Consider the following 15,898-nt stretch of genomic DNA (forward strand, 5'->3'; position numbering starts at 1 on the left):
AAAACTTATTTCTTACTGGCATTGAAGAGTTTTTCTTTCTCTTCTTTGGAGAGGCTTTCGTAGCCTTTGTCGGAAATTTTATCGAGAATGGTATCGATTTCTTCTTGTGAAGCTTTTGTGAAAGTAGATGAAGTCTTCTTTTGAACTTTAGGTTCTTCTTTGCGGTAGGTGATTTTTACTTTCGGCTTAGGTGCAAACAATGATTTAATGGCATCAATAGTGCCCGTTATCCACGCGCCCCAATTAATGCCTGCTTGCAATTGCTTGGTATAAATGAAACCCATCAATGCCCCGCCTAAGTGAGCTAAATTACCACCAGCATTAGAACTTACAGTACCAAGAAAGGAAAGAAAAACAATAATAGCAGCTAAGTATTTTATTCTAACGGGGCCAAAGAAAAGTAAGAAAAATGTATACTCTGGCAACAAGGTAGCAGAAGCAACCACAATCGCATCAATACTTGCTGAAGCCCCAACCATCACTACATTTGAGTTTACCGATCTCATTACAAAGTAAGGAATGAGATTATAAGAAAGTAGATAAACTAAAGCCCCAGATATTGCACCTAAAATATAAACTGCTATGAGCTTGTCACTACCCAAATATTCTACAAACAGTTTCCCAAACCAATACAAGGTTAGCATGTTGAAAAGTATATGCAAGATTCCCGGAATTTCATGCATAAACGAGTAAGTAAGTATCGTCCAAGGTCGGAAGATAAATTCTTGGAATTTTGCTGGGATTTGAAACTGCAAATGTATTGCATCGAAAAATCCTCTAAATCCTCCAATCTCAGATACGACAAGGATTATTCCCATAGTAACAAACACCACCACGTTGATGATGATCAACTGCATGTGGGCGTTGTTGGGTTTGCTAAAGGCGTTTTTAAATTCTTCTAACACAAATTTTTATTTCTGATTAGCAAAAATAATAGGAATACTTTTTATTTTCCTTGACTTCGCCAATACGTCATAACAAGATAAGCCACCAAGGCACCACCAAAGTGTGCCAAGTGTGCCACTGAGCCAGATCGATCCATTGCATAAGTGATGAACCCCATTACAAACACCATGTACTTTGCTTTCAACGGAATGGGCGGAAACAACAACATAATCTCCAAGTTAGGGAATTGTAACCCAAACGCCATCAAAATTCCATACAGTGCTCCGGATGCACCCAACATGTATCCACCATTGCCAGGAAAAAAATAATTAAAGATTGCATAAATCACGCCTGCGCCAATTCCTGTTATGATGTAAAACGATAAGAACTTCTTTTCCCCCCAATACGATTCTAGAATAGGTGCAAACGAAGCGAATGCCAACATATTAAAAAATATGTGCATGAAGCTGCCATGCGCAAACATGTAGGTAAAAAATTGGTAAGGCCTAAAAAGTCCCGATTTAAAATCCCATAAGGACAAATACTGTGTTACGTACAGACCTTCCAAGAGATTCTGGGCTAAAAACACGATTACATTAATAATAATGATTGTTCTAACCAGTGGAGTAATATTAAACATATCTTCTAAAACTAACGATTAAAGTAACTTTCTATCTTAGACGTGTCAAGGGTGAAAAATGTTGGCTTTCCTTCCGGGGAATAATTGGGATTGGCACAGGCAAATAATCTTTCCACCAACGCTTCCATTTCCGCAATACCTAATTTTTCGCCTGTGCGCAGGCTGGTGCGCTTGGCCATCGCACGTGCCAAATTTTCTTGTATGGGCAATTGCAACTCAGATTGATTTTTTTTGAATTGCTCAATCAACCCTTCCAACAATGCCTTCTCCCCCATTTTCATATCGGTGGGTGTGCCCGTAATCAACAAGGCATTCTTCCCAAATAGTTCAAACCGAAAACCGAGTGCAGCAATTTCTTTTTCCATTTCAATTACCAACGCAAAATCGGGTGCGCTAAGGGATATGGTCTGCGGAAACAAACTCTGCTGGCTGTGGCCATTGTTTGATTTCAACTGTCCACTATATTTTTCAAACAGTATCCGCTCGTGAGCCGCTTGTTGATCGATGATCATCAACCCACTTTTGGTCGACCGCACAATGTACTTTTGTTGGAATTGAAAGATGCCTTTTTCAAATACCTGTTCACTCGAATCGTGATGGAGATTAATCGCACTTTCAAAAATCAATTCTTTTGGCTGCGTGGGCGCAAACAGTTTTGAGTTGCTTTCGTCATCAAACATCCGTTCCCAATTTTCTAGGTTGCTGCGCTTAAAGGAGGTGGCAAATTGCTCGTCAAAGTAGTGTTGATTCGTAATAGGTTGGGCAGCCAACTTGTGGGTCAAATTTACATCGGCTTGAAAATCGATGGCCGGTGCTAAGTTGTGTGTGCCCAAGGCTTGTTTCACTGCCGACCACACCACGGCATACACGGCCCGTTCATCATCAAATTTTATTTCTGTTTTGGTGGGGTGAACGTTCACGTCAATATGCTTGGGGTCAATCTCCACCATCAACACATAAAACGGATAACTATTTTCGGGAAGCAAGCCTTCATACGCAGTCGTTACCGCATGGTGCAAATAATTGTTGCGGATGTAGCGGTTATTCACAAAAAAGAATTGCTCGCCCCGAGTTTTCTTGGCAGATTCCGGTCGGCCCACATAGCCAGTCACTTTGATTAACGAAGTTTCTTCTTGGCTGGGTGCCAATTGATGCTGGTAGTTTTTTCCAAACAAGGTAACAATGCGCTGACTTAGCTTGGCTGGTGGCAATTCATAAATCAATTCATCGCCTTGCATTAATGAAAAAGACAGCGCAGGATTTGCCAACGCCAATCGGAAAAACTCATCGATGATGTGGCGCATCTCCACCGAATTTGACTTTAAAAAATTTCTGCGCGCTGGGATATTGTAAAACAAATTCTTGACGCTGATGCTGGTTCCTTTCTCGCACGCTACCGGCTCTTGCTTTTTCACTTCTGATCCTTCCACCAACAAAAAAGTGCCCAACTCGGTTGTTGCCAACTTTGTCTTCATTTCAAATTGCGAAACGGCCGCAATGGAAGCCAATGCCTCCCCACGAAAGCCCATGGTGCGCAGTTGAAACAAATCTTCGGCCTTTCTGATTTTGGAGGTAGCATGCCGCTCTAAGCTTAAGCGGGCATCTGTTTCGCTCATGCCATTGCCATTGTCAATTATCTGAATCAGCGCTTTGCCCGCTTCCTTCACAATCAATTGAATGGAAGTTGCCCCGGCATCAATGGAATTCTCCATCAACTCCTTTACAGCCGAAGCGGGGCGCTGCACCACTTCGCCTGCGGCAATTTGGTTGGCAATGGAATCCGGAAGCAGGTGAATGATATCGGGCATGAAAAAATAAACCCAAATTTACAGATAACTTACCGAACGGCATAGAGGAGTTGAACTCGATAAATTGGTAAGTAGGCAGTAGGCAAAGAGCGGAGGTTCACCAATGTGAAAAATTGCCTACTGCCTACTAAAATAAAAAAGCTTATTCAAATGTCATCCCACTCTTTTTCTTGCGCTCGTTTTCTACTATCATCAAATTTTTGGTAACAATACGGTAATCTCCGGTGGGTTCATTCGCGAACGCAATCTGTACTTGCTTTTCGTTTTGGTTGCCCAACGATACCCGGTATTTGTGCATCATGGTTTCCTTATTCTTGTTCTCATTGGTAAAGCTTAAATAAACAAAGTGGTGATCTTCCTCCGTTAAAATAGCTGCCAGCGGAACGGTCAACTTGGGCGTCAGGCTTTCCTTCTTCACAATCACGCAACGAACGCTCATATCAGGTAACACCAACTTATCCGCTGGTGCCGTAAATTTTACGTGCACGGTTACCGCTTTTGTCTGGGGATCGATGGCACGCGAGATGTGGGCTACTGAACCAATGACAGAAGGATAGCTGTGGGTAATAAAATCTATTTCTACAGGCTGACCTTCGGTGATGTTATCGAGGTCTTTATCGTACACAAACACATCGGCCATCAACTCACGGTTGTTCACAATTTCTGCAAGCGTTACATCGGTAGTTGCCAGCATTCCAATTTGCACAGGCAATTTAAAAACGTATCCGTCAATAGGTGCCAAAATCATCACGTTTGATGCTACTTCAGGGTTGTTGATGAACTCTTTGGAATAGCCCAACAACATAAGTTTGGCCTGCAAGGCATTTACTTTGCTTTCGGCTGCCCGCAATTTTGATTCGGTCGTTTGAAAATCAACCAGGGCACCGATGTTATTTTTGATCAACTCCTCTTGGCGTTTGAATTCCAACTGTAAGAAGTCGCGCTGTGCCCTCGCTTCAAAAAACTGATTTTGCAATTCAATCACCTCCATGCTACGCAGCGACATGAGGGGCATACCTTTTTTCACGTACGTTCCTTCCCGCACCATGATGTTATCAATCTTACCCGAAATATCAGTGCTTACCGAAGCGCGAAAGTTTGGGATGGCCATTACCTTGCCCGCCAGGTAAATATTTGATTCTACTTGTTTGATTTCGGGAGCTGTCAATTGCACATCCATCAACACAAGTGAACTATCGGCTATGGAAACTACCGTAGTGTTTTCGTCTGTGGCAATAGAGGCTGTCTTCTTTTCTCCACACGATAGTAGGGACAGAATGAAAAGCAGGATAAATAGATTCTTCATGTAATAAATAATTGTATTACTCACCTTTCAGGTAAATAAGGTTGATAATGGCTTGGTTATAGTTTTTTAATGTCTCTAAATAATTTTGCCGGATGGTGTACGACAACTCTACGTTTTGCAGATATTGATAATACGTAATGCTGCCCAACCGAAAACTTTCGCGTGCGTTGCGTAAAATCTCGGAAGCTTCGGGCAATCCGGTCGATTCAAAGTAGGTTACGTTGTCACGATTCTGTCGGTAATCAGCTTGTGCTTTCGCGTATTCGGTATTAAGTTGATAGGCGGTTAACAATTGTTGTGTTTGCGCAATTTCAATTCCCTTTTTGGCTGCGTTGATATTTGACTGGAAAACCCATTGCCACACGGGTAGGGTAATACCCAATCGCAGACGCGGTTCAATTCCGGTATCAGGCGTGCCTTGGTTCAAGTATCCTAACACAGGGCCGGGTATTCTTCTTCTGCGTTCTACCTTCAACTGATTTCTATTCAGCGTTACGTTTCGGTAACTGTAATCCAGCAATGGGTTGTTGGAAATGTAGGAAGTATCGACTGGCGTAAAAACAAATTGATACGAACTTTTCCGCAGCGCCTCGGCCGGAATGTAAGTGGTATCATTGGGGCGGCCCATCAATAAATTGAATTGATACTTGGCATTGCGCAATTCGTTGCGCGAAACTTTTAACGAATATTGAATACGCTTGTACTGCGACTCACCGTTGATTTTTTCCAAGGAAGAAATCTGCCCAACACGGTAACGGATTTCATTCACCTTCAACAGATCGAAATAAACCGAATCTTGGCTTTGCAACAAGCGTGTTCTCGCCAACGAAAATTGCAATTGATTGTAGGCAGCCCGTAACCGAAATTTAAGATTATTGATGGTGATGTTTTTTTCTGTTTCCGTTAACTGAATGCGTGTACGCTGCGTTCGGCCTTGAGCTGTGTAAACACCCGGATAATCGATTACTTGCAAAATGCCTGGGCGTAAATCTTGACCTGTGGGAGCCTCAAAAACCAAATCAGGCGTTGGCAAATTAAACGTGGCCGGTTTCAGTTTTATTTGCTGATCGATGCGTTGCTGCGCCAACGTCATCTCCGGGTTTTTTTTCAACGCCATAGTGAGCGCACTGTCCAGCGTAATGGGCTGATGTTGTTGCGCGGTGCTAGGCAAAGCGAGCATGAACAACACAAGGGTGGTGGCGATAAATGATGTATTTGGCATTTTCGGTTTTTTAACAAAGAAAGTATAGATCACCGGCAAAATTAACAAGGTTAAGATAGTAGCCGTAAACAAACCACCGATTACCACCGTGGCCAATGGCTTTTGTACTTCAGCCCCCGCACTGGTGGATAAGGCCATGGGCAAAAAGCCCAGTGCCGCCACAGCCGATGTCATCAAAATCGGGCGGAACCGATCTTTCAACCCTTGCAAAACACGATCGTTTACGTTGGTCACTCCTTCTTGCTCCAATTCGTTGAACCGGCTAATGATGAGGATACCGTTCAATACTGCAATACCAAACAATGCGATAAACCCAACCCCTGCCGAAATACTAAAGTTCATTTGCCTGATCAACAAAGAAAAAACACCGCCCACAGCAGATAACGGTACCACGGAATAAATCAACAAACTATCTTTTACGGTGCCGAAGGTAGCGAACAGCAATCCAAAAATGATGATCAACGAAATAGGCACCACAATGGCCAATCGTGCTTTTGCTCTTCTAAAATTTTCAAATTCCCCACCAAAATCAACTGTATAGCCAGCAGGCAAATTTACTTGCTCGCCTATTTTTTTCATGGCATCGTTCACCACCGACTCCAAATCGCGGCCACGCACGTTAAAGCCGATGTTCATTCTGCGCTGCAAATTTTCGTGCCCAATTTCAGAGGGGCCAATTTCTTCATTGATATCAGCAAGCTCCTTGAGTGGAATGGGGTCGCCATCTATATCATTGAGAATAAGGCCACCAATGCTTTCAGCTTTCGACCGATCTTCAGCAGATAAGCGCAAGGACAAATCAAATCGCTTGTCATTTTCGTAGACGGTGCCTGCTCGTGCGCCCGCAAAAGCGGTAAGCACTGCACGGTTTACTTGCGCCACGGTTATACCATAACGTGCCATGGCGCTACGATTGTACTTGATGTTGATTTGTGGCAGTCCAAAGATTTTATTCTCCTGCACATCGGCCGCACCATCTACCCCTTTTATGATTTTAATAATTTGATTGCCCTTCACCACCATGGTGTCTAGGCTTGTGCCGAAGAGTTTCACCACCACATCGGTACGCGCACCGCTCATTAATTCGTTCACACGGTTTTCAATGGGTTGCTGAATCGAGTTGACGATACCTGGGTATCGCTGCAGCAAGACTGCAATCTGCTCTACCAACTCTTCTTGGTCGTGCGCTTTCTTCCATTGGCTTTTGTCGGTGAGCACCACCACAATTTCTTGTGCTTCCATTGGCATGGGATCTACCGGCACTTCGGATGTTCCAATTTTTGAAACAATTCGCTCAATCTCATCGGGATACGCTTGCAACAACATCTTTTGGATTTTTTTGCTGAGCGCGATGGTCTCCGTCATGGAAGTGCCCACGGGCAAATTGGTTTCAATCACCAAATCTCCTTCTGCCAACTTGGGAATAAATTCTCCTCCAATAAATTTAAACGCCACCACCCCCGAAACCATAATGCCAATGGCAATGGCCACCACTACATTTCGTTTCGCTAAACCGAAGCGTATGAGTGGTTCGTACAATCGATACAAAAATTGCACGCCCACTTCCGACCAACCATGATGATCAGCCGATTTTGGTGGCTGCAAAATGATGGAGCTCATCATGGGCACATAGGTGAGCGCCAAAATAATGGCACCAAAAATGGCGAAGCTTACGGTTTTGGCCATAGGGCCAAACATTTTTCCTTCAATGCCCGAGAGTGTTAAGATGGGGAAGTACACAATCAAAATAATCAATCCGCCAAACACCACCGACTTCTTTACTTTTTGTGTGGCTTCAATCACAATATTTTCTTTTTCTATTTGCGACATGCTCTCTTCCTTGGTATGCTTGGCCATGGAAAATGCCAAATAGAAAACCACCGATTCTACAATGATAATCGATGGATCGACTAGCAAACCAAAGTCGATGGCGCCCAAACTCATGAGGTTGCCCACCACATCGAATTGGCGCATCAATCCAAACGCAAATAACATAGAGAGGGGAATCACCGAGGCTGCCAATAAACTTGCACGCCAGTTTCCTAAGAATACCAAAATCACCAACACTACAATGAATGCACCCTCCACCAAATTAGTACCAACGGTTTTGATTGCCTTCGAAACAATTTTTTCTCGGTCGATAAAAGGTTCAATGATCAACCCTTCAGGCAAGCGTGCTTGAATGATGCGCATCCTTTCTTTGATGCGCGTGATCACAGCACTTCCGTTTTCTCCTTTCACCATCATAATGATGCCACCCACGGCCTCACCTTCGCCATTCAGCGTGATGGCACCATAACGAATGCTGTGGCCAAAATCAACATCGGCCACATCTTTTACCAGAATAGGTATGCGATTGTTGACACGAATAACGGTATTGCCAATTTCTTCCAGTGTGGTGGCCAATCCAATCCCACGAATGGTGAAAGCTTTATTGTCTTTTTCGATGTAAGCTCCGCCCGTGTTGCTATTGCCCGTGCTGAGTGCGTCAAAAATTTCATCGATGGTTACACCCAACGCACGCATGCGCTCTAACTTTAACGTGGTTTGGTATTCTTTTTTGTATCCACCAAAGCCACTTACTTCGGCAATGCCACGAATGCCCAGCAGTTGCCTGCGAATGACCCAGTCCTGCAAGGTTCTAATTTCAGCAAGCGAAAAAGATTTATCGTTCGGATCTTTTGGCCTGATCACATATTGAAACACTTCACCCAAGCCCGTTGATACCGGACCCATGTATGGCTTACCCAGTTCAGTGGGGATATCAGCCTTTACAGTTTCTAATCTTTCAAATACTTGCTGGCGCGCCCAGTACACATCGGTATCATCATCAAACACCAACTTTACCACCGATAATCCAAACTTGGAAACAGAACGCACCTCTACCAAACCTGGAATGTTGGACATGGCCATTTCCAACGGGGCAGTAATAAATTTTTCCATCTCCAGCGCAGCCAAGCTGGGGCTGTTGGTGATCACATCAACCTGATTGCTGGTAACATCGGGCACGGCATCTACCGGAAGTTTAGAAAGTGAGTAACTGCCCCACGCTATCAATGCCGCCACCAAAATGCCGATGAACAGTTTGTTGCGAACACTGAATACGATTAACTTATCTATCATACTTAAAAATTTGCGGCCATCGAAATCAAGACATACCCATCATAATCCACTAACCTATTAGGGCCGTCCAAAAATAACTTATCCTTGTTAAGGGCGTACCTGCCTTCCATACGAACGGTAAAATTCTCACTTAACAATCGTTCGAGGGTTAAAGTTACGCTATTTGATTGCCAGCCGTTAGGATTATTAGCGGCATTGACCAAACTAGGGGTCACTAATTTACCATTCAGCTCCGGAATCATGTTTTTGGGGTCATTGACCATATCCCAACGCGATGCCAAAGCCCAATTGCTGTTAAAGCTATATCGAACTGAAAGTGCTGGGGCAATCATAAAAAGCACTTCATTATTGTTTTCTGATTGTTGCTGGTGAGCAAAGTCAAGCATGGGCACAAAAGTCCAACGGTTTACAGTCCTCTTCCAAAAAATATTGTGATACACACGATTGCGAGAAAAAGACTCACCTATCTCTCTCACATCACCCAAGTAAATTCCCCAGTTGAAAAATGTGTTTTTGCGATTGTCATACTGTGCCACAAAGCCCAGTGCCTTTTTTCCGTTAGAGTCTTTGATTTCTTGCCAGCCATTTAAAACCATAATGCGACCAGACCAAAAATTATTGATTTGATATTTGAAGCGAACGCCCGCTTCGTAGTCGGGCGCAAAGTCGGCAATGTAGCCACGTGTGGCGTGTAGGTTTTCTTTGCTTAGAAAAATTTCAAATCCGTACAAGGATGGGAATATTCCTGCTTCGACTGAAAACTTTTTCGTGAACTGATAATTCAAACTTGCCTCACGCACCATGCGCATCGATTCCAATTCTTGCGCATAAAGCGATTCTACAATGTCGCCCACATGCAATGCCAACCGAAAGGTAAGTTTATCCATTTGGTAGGTAGACCCTATGTAGGCATAGGGTAAAGTGAATTTATCTGAATATAGTGGCGAACTGGTGTATTGCCGCCTTCCAAAATCAACAGAGTTAACTCGGTTAGGATCTTGAATGCCTGCCGCATAGATGAAATCAAGATACCCGTGCATGGTTAGTTTGCCCTTTTTTGGTCCATGATGGTACACCACTTGATCTGCCGAATCAATATCTTGAGATCGCAATTGAATAACGCAACAAATACTACTTAGTACAAAAAAGATTTTTTCATTATTTAAAATCTGATAAAGAGTGAAACACCAAACAAAAAGAGTTTGGGCTCAATCAGATTCTAAAAACACAAAGCAAGACAGTATTGGGCGGCTGCCTAAAATCTTGGCGAAGGTTTACGGTTCTTGTTTGATCAAAAGATTTGATAACAAAATAGGTTGCAGAAAAAGCAAGAAAAAATTGACCGATCGGATCGGTGGAAATGGAATGAACCTCGCTATTTCTGTACTCTGCAAAATTTTCTACCTCATCCGCGGTGATTACGCACTTCTCTACCTCTTGTGAAAGGTCTGCCAGCTCATTCTGATTAAAAAACTGGTAGGGACTGATCAAACAAAAGCAGACCAATACCAACCAGGCCAATGGTTGGATGTGCTTTTTGATGATGCTGATGGACTTTTTCAAAGTGGCGCAAAAATAGAAAAAAAACAAAAGCACCCTATTTTGAAAGTAATAATTTCAGATTTTGTTCAATGATTTGCTGCCTTTCAACCCAACTTCCTTTAACCAACGTGTAAGAGATGCCTCTTTTCTCTAATTCATCCTTAAAAGCGTCAAACATTTTGGCTCGATGAGCTCCCAAATCGCGTAAGCCATCTGCCACCCATGGCACATCAACATCAAATAAAAAATAAGTGTCATAAGTTATCTGTTTCTCCAGTTGGTAGAGAATGGGAGGAACGATTTTGAGGTAATGACGACTATAAATTTGGGTGGTGATCAAGTCGGTATCGCAGAAAAGAAACTTGTTGGCAATTTTCGTTTTCTCCATCACGCGCTCGGTTTGTGCCTTCCCTATCCGAATAATATCTTCGATTGTAAATTCATTACTCGAAACGATTTCCTTGGCCACTTCAGGCACAAATTCAGTTTGGTAAATTTCAGCAAACTTTTTTGCCATGACGGATTTGCCCGTGCTCTCGGGACCGTAGAAGCAGATTAGTTTTATCCCATCGATCATACAGCCTTTACATTTGATCGGTATTGCTTTTTCCAATTCAAAAATCCAAACCCCGCAATAAAACAAAACACCACGTATTCGATACCTACCAACATAATGTCCTTTGAAAAATAGAGGGAACAAGCTACTACATCTACCGCAATCCACACCAGCCAACATTCTACTTTTTTTTGCACCATCAGGTAAGTGGCCACAATACTCATGACGGTAACAAACGAATCGGCAAACGGAAAAGCACTTGGTTGGCTGAACAGCACCGGAAAAAATTCGTGAAGGTTTTTTGCAAGAAGGCCCATGGTAACTGTTCCAACCAACCCAATCAAAATCATACTAGCAAGCATTTTAGTAGGCATGAGGCTTACCCGCAGTTGATTCTTTTGGTTTTCTTCTTCTTTGGCAGGATGCGTCCACCGCCACCAGCCCATCAGGTTGGTGATGAAAAAGAAAATTTGCAAAAACATATCGGGATATAACTGCACTTGAAAGAATAAAAAGAAAAATAGTACCACGTTAATGATACCAATTGGCCAACTCCAAATATTTTCTTTTGCAGAGAGCCATACCGCTATCGCACCCGAGAGCGTACCAAAAAACTCGAGGTAGCTCATGGGGTAGCCGAGGATGGTGAAAAAAATGGATTGGTGTGAGAAGAAGTCTGCCATTCAGATTTTTAACGTAACTTTAAATGAAATTCAAAGCTATGGAAACTGTTCAAATAAAAATCATCAACCCTAAAGCCAAAAAGTTACTGAGTGGCATGGAAGATTTGAAGCTTATCCGTATAAACGTTGCCGACAATCTATTTCCTCTCACAGATGAGCAAAAAAAGAGTATCACAATGAGTCGAAAACAGATAAAAAAAGGTGATTTCAAAGAACATGGAGTGGTCATGAAAAGTGCACGCGAATGGATAAAAGGAAAATAATTTGGTCCGCGCGGGCAGAAAAAGAATTACTCCATATCCTTGATTTTTATATCGAAAGAAATGGCAACACCAAATACTCCACAAAAATATTGGATAGAGTGGAGAAATTGATAAGCCTTCTAATTGCCTACCCAGAATTGGGCCATCTGACAGAAAACAAAGAAACCAGAGTAATTGTAAAAAATGATTTTCTTATCTTCTATGAAGTGAGTAAGTTTTATGTTGAAGTTGTGTCGTTTTGGGATGGCAGACAAAATCCAAAATATAGGATTGATAAGATTTAGTTGCTAACCTTCACACACACATTCTTCGCCTCCGTAAAAAATTTCATTGCTTCCCATCCACCTTCTCTGCCTACGCCACTTTGCTTCATGCCGCCAAAGGGCGTGCGCAAATCGCGTAGCAGCCAGCAGTTGATCCAGATGATGCCGCTCTTCACTTGTTGCGCCACCCGGTGCGCGCGCGATAAATTTTCTGTCCAGATGGTAGCGGCCAAACCATAGTGTGTGCTGTTGGCCATCATCACGGCTTCTTCTTCGGTATCGAAAGGGAGAATGGTTACAACGGGGCCAAAGATTTCTTCTTGGTTGGTGCGGCAAAGATGGTTGAGCCCGGTGATTACGGTTGGCTCAACAAAATAACCATCTTCGCATCGGCCATTTATTTTTATTCGTTTACCTCCTGTTAAAATGATTCCGCCTTCTTGCTTGGCCAATTCAATATAGGAGAGCACTTTATTAAGGTGCGCTTCTGAGACCAACGCACCCAAATTTGTTTTGGCATCGAGCGGGTCACCTATTACTAAACTCTTTGTCCGCTTCACAAACTCTTCCACAAATCTGTCGTACACACTTCGCTCTACCAAAATGCGCGATCCACACAAACATATTTCGCCTTGGTTTGAAAACGAAGAGCGAATGGAAGTGGCCATGGCTTTTTCAAAATCACAATCAGCAAACACCAAATTTGGATTTTTGCCACCCAACTCTAATGAAAGTTTTTTAAACATCGGTGCCGCAGTTGCCGCAATGGTTTTTCCCGTAAGGGTGCCTCCTGTAAAAGAGATAGCCGAAATAGTTGGATGCTCCACAATTGATTGGCCGACTTTACTACCCAATCCGTGAACAATATTGAGCACACCTTTTGGCAAACCTGCTTCTATGCACAGCTTAGAAAACAAATAGGCCGTCATCGGTGTAAGCTCTGATGGTTTGGCCACCACCGTGCAACCTGCAGCCAAAGCAGGAGCAATTTTCCAAGTGAATAAATACAAAGGAAGATTCCAAGGCGAGATACAACCGACCACGCCTATGGGAGAACGTAAGGTGTAATTGATGGCTTCGCCTTCGGTGAGGTGCGATTCAGAAGAAACATGCATGGCTGCTGTTGCATAAAAGCGCATATTGGCCGAGGCGCGTGGTATGTCCATTACCTTCGCTAGTGATACTGGCTTTCCATTATCAATGCTTTCGGCCAACGAAAGTTTTTCAAAGTCGCGATCAATGAGGTCAGCAATTTTTTGAAGCACGGCTGCTCGTTGTGCATTTGGTAAACTCGACCAACCCGGAAACGCTGCTTGGGCAGCCTCCGTGGCTAGGGCCACATCGCTCGCATCTGAATCGGGTATAAGTGAGTACACTTTTCCCTCGGCAGGATTTATGTTTTCTAAATAGTTGCCTGCATTCGGTGCAAGCAGTTGGCCATTGATGTAGTTGAAGATTTTTTCCATCACAATTGATTGATCAAATTATTGTAGTCTTCATGTGATCCAATCCAAAACCAAATAAGTGTTTCATTTTCTTTGACTCCGATAGCTCGATGGAGCCTATTCGAACAGAATAGATAGGTCTTACCTCGTGAATTTGCTTATAGTTCAAACTGCTATGGTATGGATCTTGCCTCCACAATGCATAAGCCTTTCTGGCTTTCTCTTTTATGGGATCAGGTAGTTTGGCAAACGATTTCCTAAATCGATCAGTAGTACGGGCAATCACTCACTTAAGTCTAATGGTTTTGTCTTACCCGTTCTGAATTCAGAAATTGCCTCCTCCGCTAAAGTCACCAAATTATTCTGTGAGTCTCGAAAAGTCTGGGACCATTCAATTTCATCCAAAATAAGTCGAGCAATGGTTTGCTGATCATTTACAGAAAGTTTTTCAGCTTTATCAACGGCTTGTTTTAGTTCATTTACCATATAGCGAAGCTACAAAAAGTTTCTTACTTCTTAGTAATCACAAATTCAACTCGTATGTTCAGCAACCGTTCTTCTTCCGTTTCTCCTTTGGAAACAGGCAAGTGGCACCATTTCCTTTTCCCGTTACGTGGGCGGAAGCAATGCCATGGTCAACCAAATAAGTCCTCACGGAAGGTCTAATTTTCGAAAATCCGACCACCCGCTTTCGGTTCTTTACAAGGAGTTGATTTTCCAAATCAAATACCACCATATTGTTATCGGCACTTACCGCCAACAAATTATCAGCAGCAGTTACAAGCTTCCTGTTCGTCCTCCATCCACCGGCAAGTTGATTCCGGTAATATAACCTGCCGCGGGACTACACAAAAAGGCAATGGCTGCGGCCACCTCTTCCGCCTCTGAAATTCTGCCAATGGGTACTTCTTCAATCATTTTCTGCTTCACTTCATCAAACGATTTGCCCGTGCGCTCTGCGTTACTCTTGATTACAAATTCCAATCGACCTGTTAGGGTTGTTCCCGGCAATACATTGTTCACCGTTATCCCGTAAGGCGCTAATTCTGTTGCCAATGTTTTTGACCAATTGGCTACCGCTCCGCGGATGGTATTAGAAACACCCAATCCCTTGATGGGTATTTTTACGGAAGTGGAGATCACATTTACGATTCTTCCATACCCCTCCGCTTTCATACTTGGCACCAGTGCCTGCACCAAATGCTGCCCGCAAATCAAATGAGCTGAAAAGGCCTTTAGAAATTCTTCTGGGTTAGCCTCGATTGCAGGGCCTGCGGGTGGACCGCCTGTGTTGTTGATAAGAATATGGGTCTTGTTTGCTTTCGCGAAAGCACTGATCACTTCTTTGAGTTTGTTGGGTTCGCTAAAGTCAGCAATCAAATAATTGTGCTGCTGGCCGTGCGCGGTAGGCAACCCTGTGAGCGTCTCTTTCAATTTTTCTTCATTGCGTGCCACTAAAGTGATGGATGCCCCCAGTTGCGCCAGCTCCATGGCTGAAGCTTTGCCAATGCCTTGGGTACTGCCGCAAACAACTGCCCTTTTGCCAGTCAAATTTAGATTCATAAAATACCGCTAAGTCGTTAAAATATTTGTTGTTAAATTAGCACATTCTGAATTTAAAACCACAAAATGCCATGTCTATTCGCAGACCTTTTAACCTGAATAAGTGGATTGAAGAAAACCGTGCACTGTTAAAGCCTCCGGTTGGCAACAAAAATCTGTATGCCGATGCAGGCGACTACATTGTGATGATTGTGGCAGGCCCCAATGCACGAAAAGATTATCACTACAATGAAACCGAAGAATTGTACTATCAGCTGGAAGGCAATATCACGGTAAAAATCCAAGAAGACGGCAAGGCAGTGGATATTCCGTTGAATGAAGGCGATATGTTTTTGTTACCCGCACGCGTACCGCACTCGCCCATTCGCACACCTAATTCAATTGGGTTGGTGATTGAATGTAAACGCACCACAACCGAAGACGATGGCCTAATGTGGTTTTGTGAAAACTGCAACAACAAACTACACGAATATAAATTTCACCTGGAAAACATCGAAAAAGATTTCATTCCGCGTTTCCGCGACTTTTATGGATCCGTGGAATTACGGACTTGTAAGAAGTGCGGTACAGTAATGGAAACAGACAAACGATTTGTATAA

General features: G+C 43.2%; 17 protein-coding genes. 3 read left to right on the forward strand and 14 right to left on the reverse strand.

The genetic code is table 11. From position 1 onward, the window contains the following. Positions 1-5: 5 nt before the first annotated feature. The 9 genes from KA713_12340 to KA713_12380 all read right to left on the reverse strand — a co-directional run bounded on the left by KA713_12340 (position 6) and on the right by KA713_12380 (position 11,765). Positions 6-857, reverse strand: coding sequence for a rhomboid family intramembrane serine protease (locus KA713_12340; protein ID UXE69115.1), 852 nt, complete (start codon positions 855-857; stop codon positions 6-8). 89 nt (positions 858-946) lie between these two features. Next, entirely contained in the window at positions 947-1,525 is a 579-nt protein-coding gene (locus KA713_12345; protein UXE65278.1) for a rhomboid family intramembrane serine protease, read from the reverse strand. An 11-nt stretch (positions 1,526-1,536) separates the two neighbouring features. Continuing rightward, a complete protein-coding gene (gene mutL, locus KA713_12350; GenBank protein UXE65279.1) occupies positions 1,537-3,333 on the reverse strand; it encodes a DNA mismatch repair endonuclease MutL in 1,797 nt (598 codons plus the stop codon). A gap of 142 nt (positions 3,334-3,475) precedes the next feature. Then, entirely contained in the window at positions 3,476-4,639 is a 1,164-nt protein-coding gene (locus KA713_12355) for an efflux RND transporter periplasmic adaptor subunit (protein ID UXE65280.1), read from the reverse strand. Positions 4,640-4,655: 16 nt separating this feature from the next. Then, the gene (locus KA713_12360; protein ID UXE65281.1) at positions 4,656-8,984 is read right to left on the reverse strand and encodes a CusA/CzcA family heavy metal efflux RND transporter; all 4,329 of its coding nucleotides are present in this window, start codon (positions 8,982-8,984) and stop codon (positions 4,656-4,658) included. Between the two features lie 2 nt (positions 8,985-8,986). Continuing rightward, the gene (locus tag KA713_12365) at positions 8,987-10,096 is read right to left on the reverse strand and encodes an outer membrane beta-barrel protein (GenBank protein UXE65282.1); all 1,110 of its coding nucleotides are present in this window, start codon (positions 10,094-10,096) and stop codon (positions 8,987-8,989) included. 100 nt (positions 10,097-10,196) lie between these two features. Further along, positions 10,197-10,547, reverse strand: coding sequence for a hypothetical protein (locus KA713_12370; protein UXE65283.1), 351 nt, complete (start codon positions 10,545-10,547; stop codon positions 10,197-10,199). A gap of 34 nt (positions 10,548-10,581) precedes the next feature. Next, positions 10,582-11,103: an ATP-binding protein gene (locus KA713_12375; GenBank protein ID UXE65284.1), complete on the reverse strand. Its 522-nt coding sequence runs from the start codon at positions 11,101-11,103 to the stop codon at positions 10,582-10,584. After that, positions 11,100-11,765 carry a nicotinamide mononucleotide transporter gene (locus KA713_12380; GenBank protein UXE65285.1) on the reverse strand — a complete coding sequence of 222 codons (666 nt, stop codon included), beginning with the start codon at positions 11,763-11,765 and terminating at the stop codon, positions 11,100-11,102. Before KA713_12380 ends, KA713_12375 begins: the two co-directional genes overlap by 4 nt. Positions 11,766-11,788: 23 nt before the next feature. Between KA713_12380 and KA713_12385 the strand changes: the two genes are divergently transcribed. Further along, positions 11,789-12,028 carry a hypothetical protein gene (locus tag KA713_12385; protein UXE65286.1) on the forward strand — a complete coding sequence of 80 codons (240 nt, stop codon included), beginning with the start codon at positions 11,789-11,791 and terminating at the stop codon, positions 12,026-12,028. After that, on the forward strand, positions 12,010-12,312 hold the full coding sequence (locus KA713_12390) for a type II toxin-antitoxin system RelE/ParE family toxin (GenBank protein ID UXE65287.1): 303 nt from the start codon (positions 12,010-12,012) through the stop codon (positions 12,310-12,312). Before KA713_12385 ends, KA713_12390 begins: the two co-directional genes overlap by 19 nt. Here the strand turns inward: KA713_12390 and KA713_12395 are convergent. Genes KA713_12395 through KA713_12415 form a run of 5 tightly spaced genes read right to left on the reverse strand, consistent with a single transcriptional unit; the run spans position 12,309 to position 15,299 of the window. Further along, positions 12,309-13,757 (reverse strand): aldehyde dehydrogenase, encoded by a 1,449-nt coding sequence (locus tag KA713_12395; protein ID UXE65288.1) that lies wholly within the window; start codon positions 13,755-13,757, stop codon positions 12,309-12,311. The genes KA713_12390 and KA713_12395 overlap by 4 nt on opposite strands. Positions 13,758-13,770: 13 nt before the next feature. Next, a complete protein-coding gene (locus KA713_12400; protein UXE65289.1) occupies positions 13,771-14,022 on the reverse strand; it encodes a hypothetical protein in 252 nt (83 codons plus the stop codon). Next, positions 14,019-14,222: a hypothetical protein gene (locus tag KA713_12405; protein UXE65290.1), complete on the reverse strand. Its 204-nt coding sequence runs from the start codon at positions 14,220-14,222 to the stop codon at positions 14,019-14,021. Before KA713_12405 ends, KA713_12400 begins: the two co-directional genes overlap by 4 nt. Before the next feature lie 58 nt (positions 14,223-14,280). Further along, complete coding sequence (locus tag KA713_12410) at positions 14,281-14,472, reverse strand: hypothetical protein (GenBank protein UXE65291.1); 192 nt, start codon at positions 14,470-14,472, stop codon at positions 14,281-14,283. A gap of 41 nt (positions 14,473-14,513) precedes the next feature. Then, complete coding sequence (locus KA713_12415) at positions 14,514-15,299, reverse strand: SDR family oxidoreductase (GenBank protein ID UXE65292.1); 786 nt, start codon at positions 15,297-15,299, stop codon at positions 14,514-14,516. Between the two features lie 71 nt (positions 15,300-15,370). Here KA713_12415 and KA713_12420 point away from each other — a divergent pair, with 71 nt between their 5' ends. Then, positions 15,371-15,898 carry a 3-hydroxyanthranilate 3,4-dioxygenase gene (locus KA713_12420; protein UXE65293.1) on the forward strand — a complete coding sequence of 176 codons (528 nt, stop codon included), beginning with the start codon at positions 15,371-15,373 and terminating at the stop codon, positions 15,896-15,898.

The sequence above is a fragment of the Chryseotalea sp. WA131a genome (assembly GCA_025370075.1).
GTDB lineage: Bacteria > Bacteroidota > Bacteroidia > Cytophagales > Cyclobacteriaceae > ELB16-189.

Excerpts from the sequence above, each read along its gene's own strand:
- KA713_12340 (UXE69115.1), bottom strand. The coding sequence starts at position 857 with ATGCAGTTGATCATCATCAACGTGGTGGTGTTTGTTACTATGGGAATA.
- KA713_12345 (UXE65278.1), bottom strand. The coding sequence starts at position 1,525 with ATGTTTAATATTACTCCACTGGTTAGAACAATCATTATTATTAATGTA.
- mutL (UXE65279.1), bottom strand. The coding sequence starts at position 3,333 with ATGCCCGATATCATTCACCTGCTTCCGGATTCCATTGCCAACCAAATT.
- KA713_12355 (UXE65280.1), bottom strand. The coding sequence starts at position 4,639 with ATGAAGAATCTATTTATCCTGCTTTTCATTCTGTCCCTACTATCGTGT.
- KA713_12360 (UXE65281.1), bottom strand. The coding sequence starts at position 8,984 with ATGATAGATAAGTTAATCGTATTCAGTGTTCGCAACAAACTGTTCATC.
- KA713_12375 (UXE65284.1), bottom strand. The coding sequence starts at position 11,103 with ATGATCGATGGGATAAAACTAATCTGCTTCTACGGTCCCGAGAGCACG.
- KA713_12380 (UXE65285.1), bottom strand. The coding sequence starts at position 11,765 with ATGGCAGACTTCTTCTCACACCAATCCATTTTTTTCACCATCCTCGGC.
- KA713_12385 (UXE65286.1), top strand. The coding sequence starts at position 11,789 with ATGAAATTCAAAGCTATGGAAACTGTTCAAATAAAAATCATCAACCCT.
- KA713_12390 (UXE65287.1), top strand. The coding sequence starts at position 12,010 with ATGGATAAAAGGAAAATAATTTGGTCCGCGCGGGCAGAAAAAGAATTA.
- KA713_12395 (UXE65288.1), bottom strand. The coding sequence starts at position 13,757 with ATGGAAAAAATCTTCAACTACATCAATGGCCAACTGCTTGCACCGAAT.
- KA713_12405 (UXE65290.1), bottom strand. The coding sequence starts at position 14,222 with ATGGTAAATGAACTAAAACAAGCCGTTGATAAAGCTGAAAAACTTTCT.
- KA713_12410 (UXE65291.1), bottom strand. The coding sequence starts at position 14,472 with ATGGTGGTATTTGATTTGGAAAATCAACTCCTTGTAAAGAACCGAAAG.
- KA713_12415 (UXE65292.1), bottom strand. The coding sequence starts at position 15,299 with ATGAATCTAAATTTGACTGGCAAAAGGGCAGTTGTTTGCGGCAGTACC.
- KA713_12420 (UXE65293.1), top strand. The coding sequence starts at position 15,371 with ATGTCTATTCGCAGACCTTTTAACCTGAATAAGTGGATTGAAGAAAAC.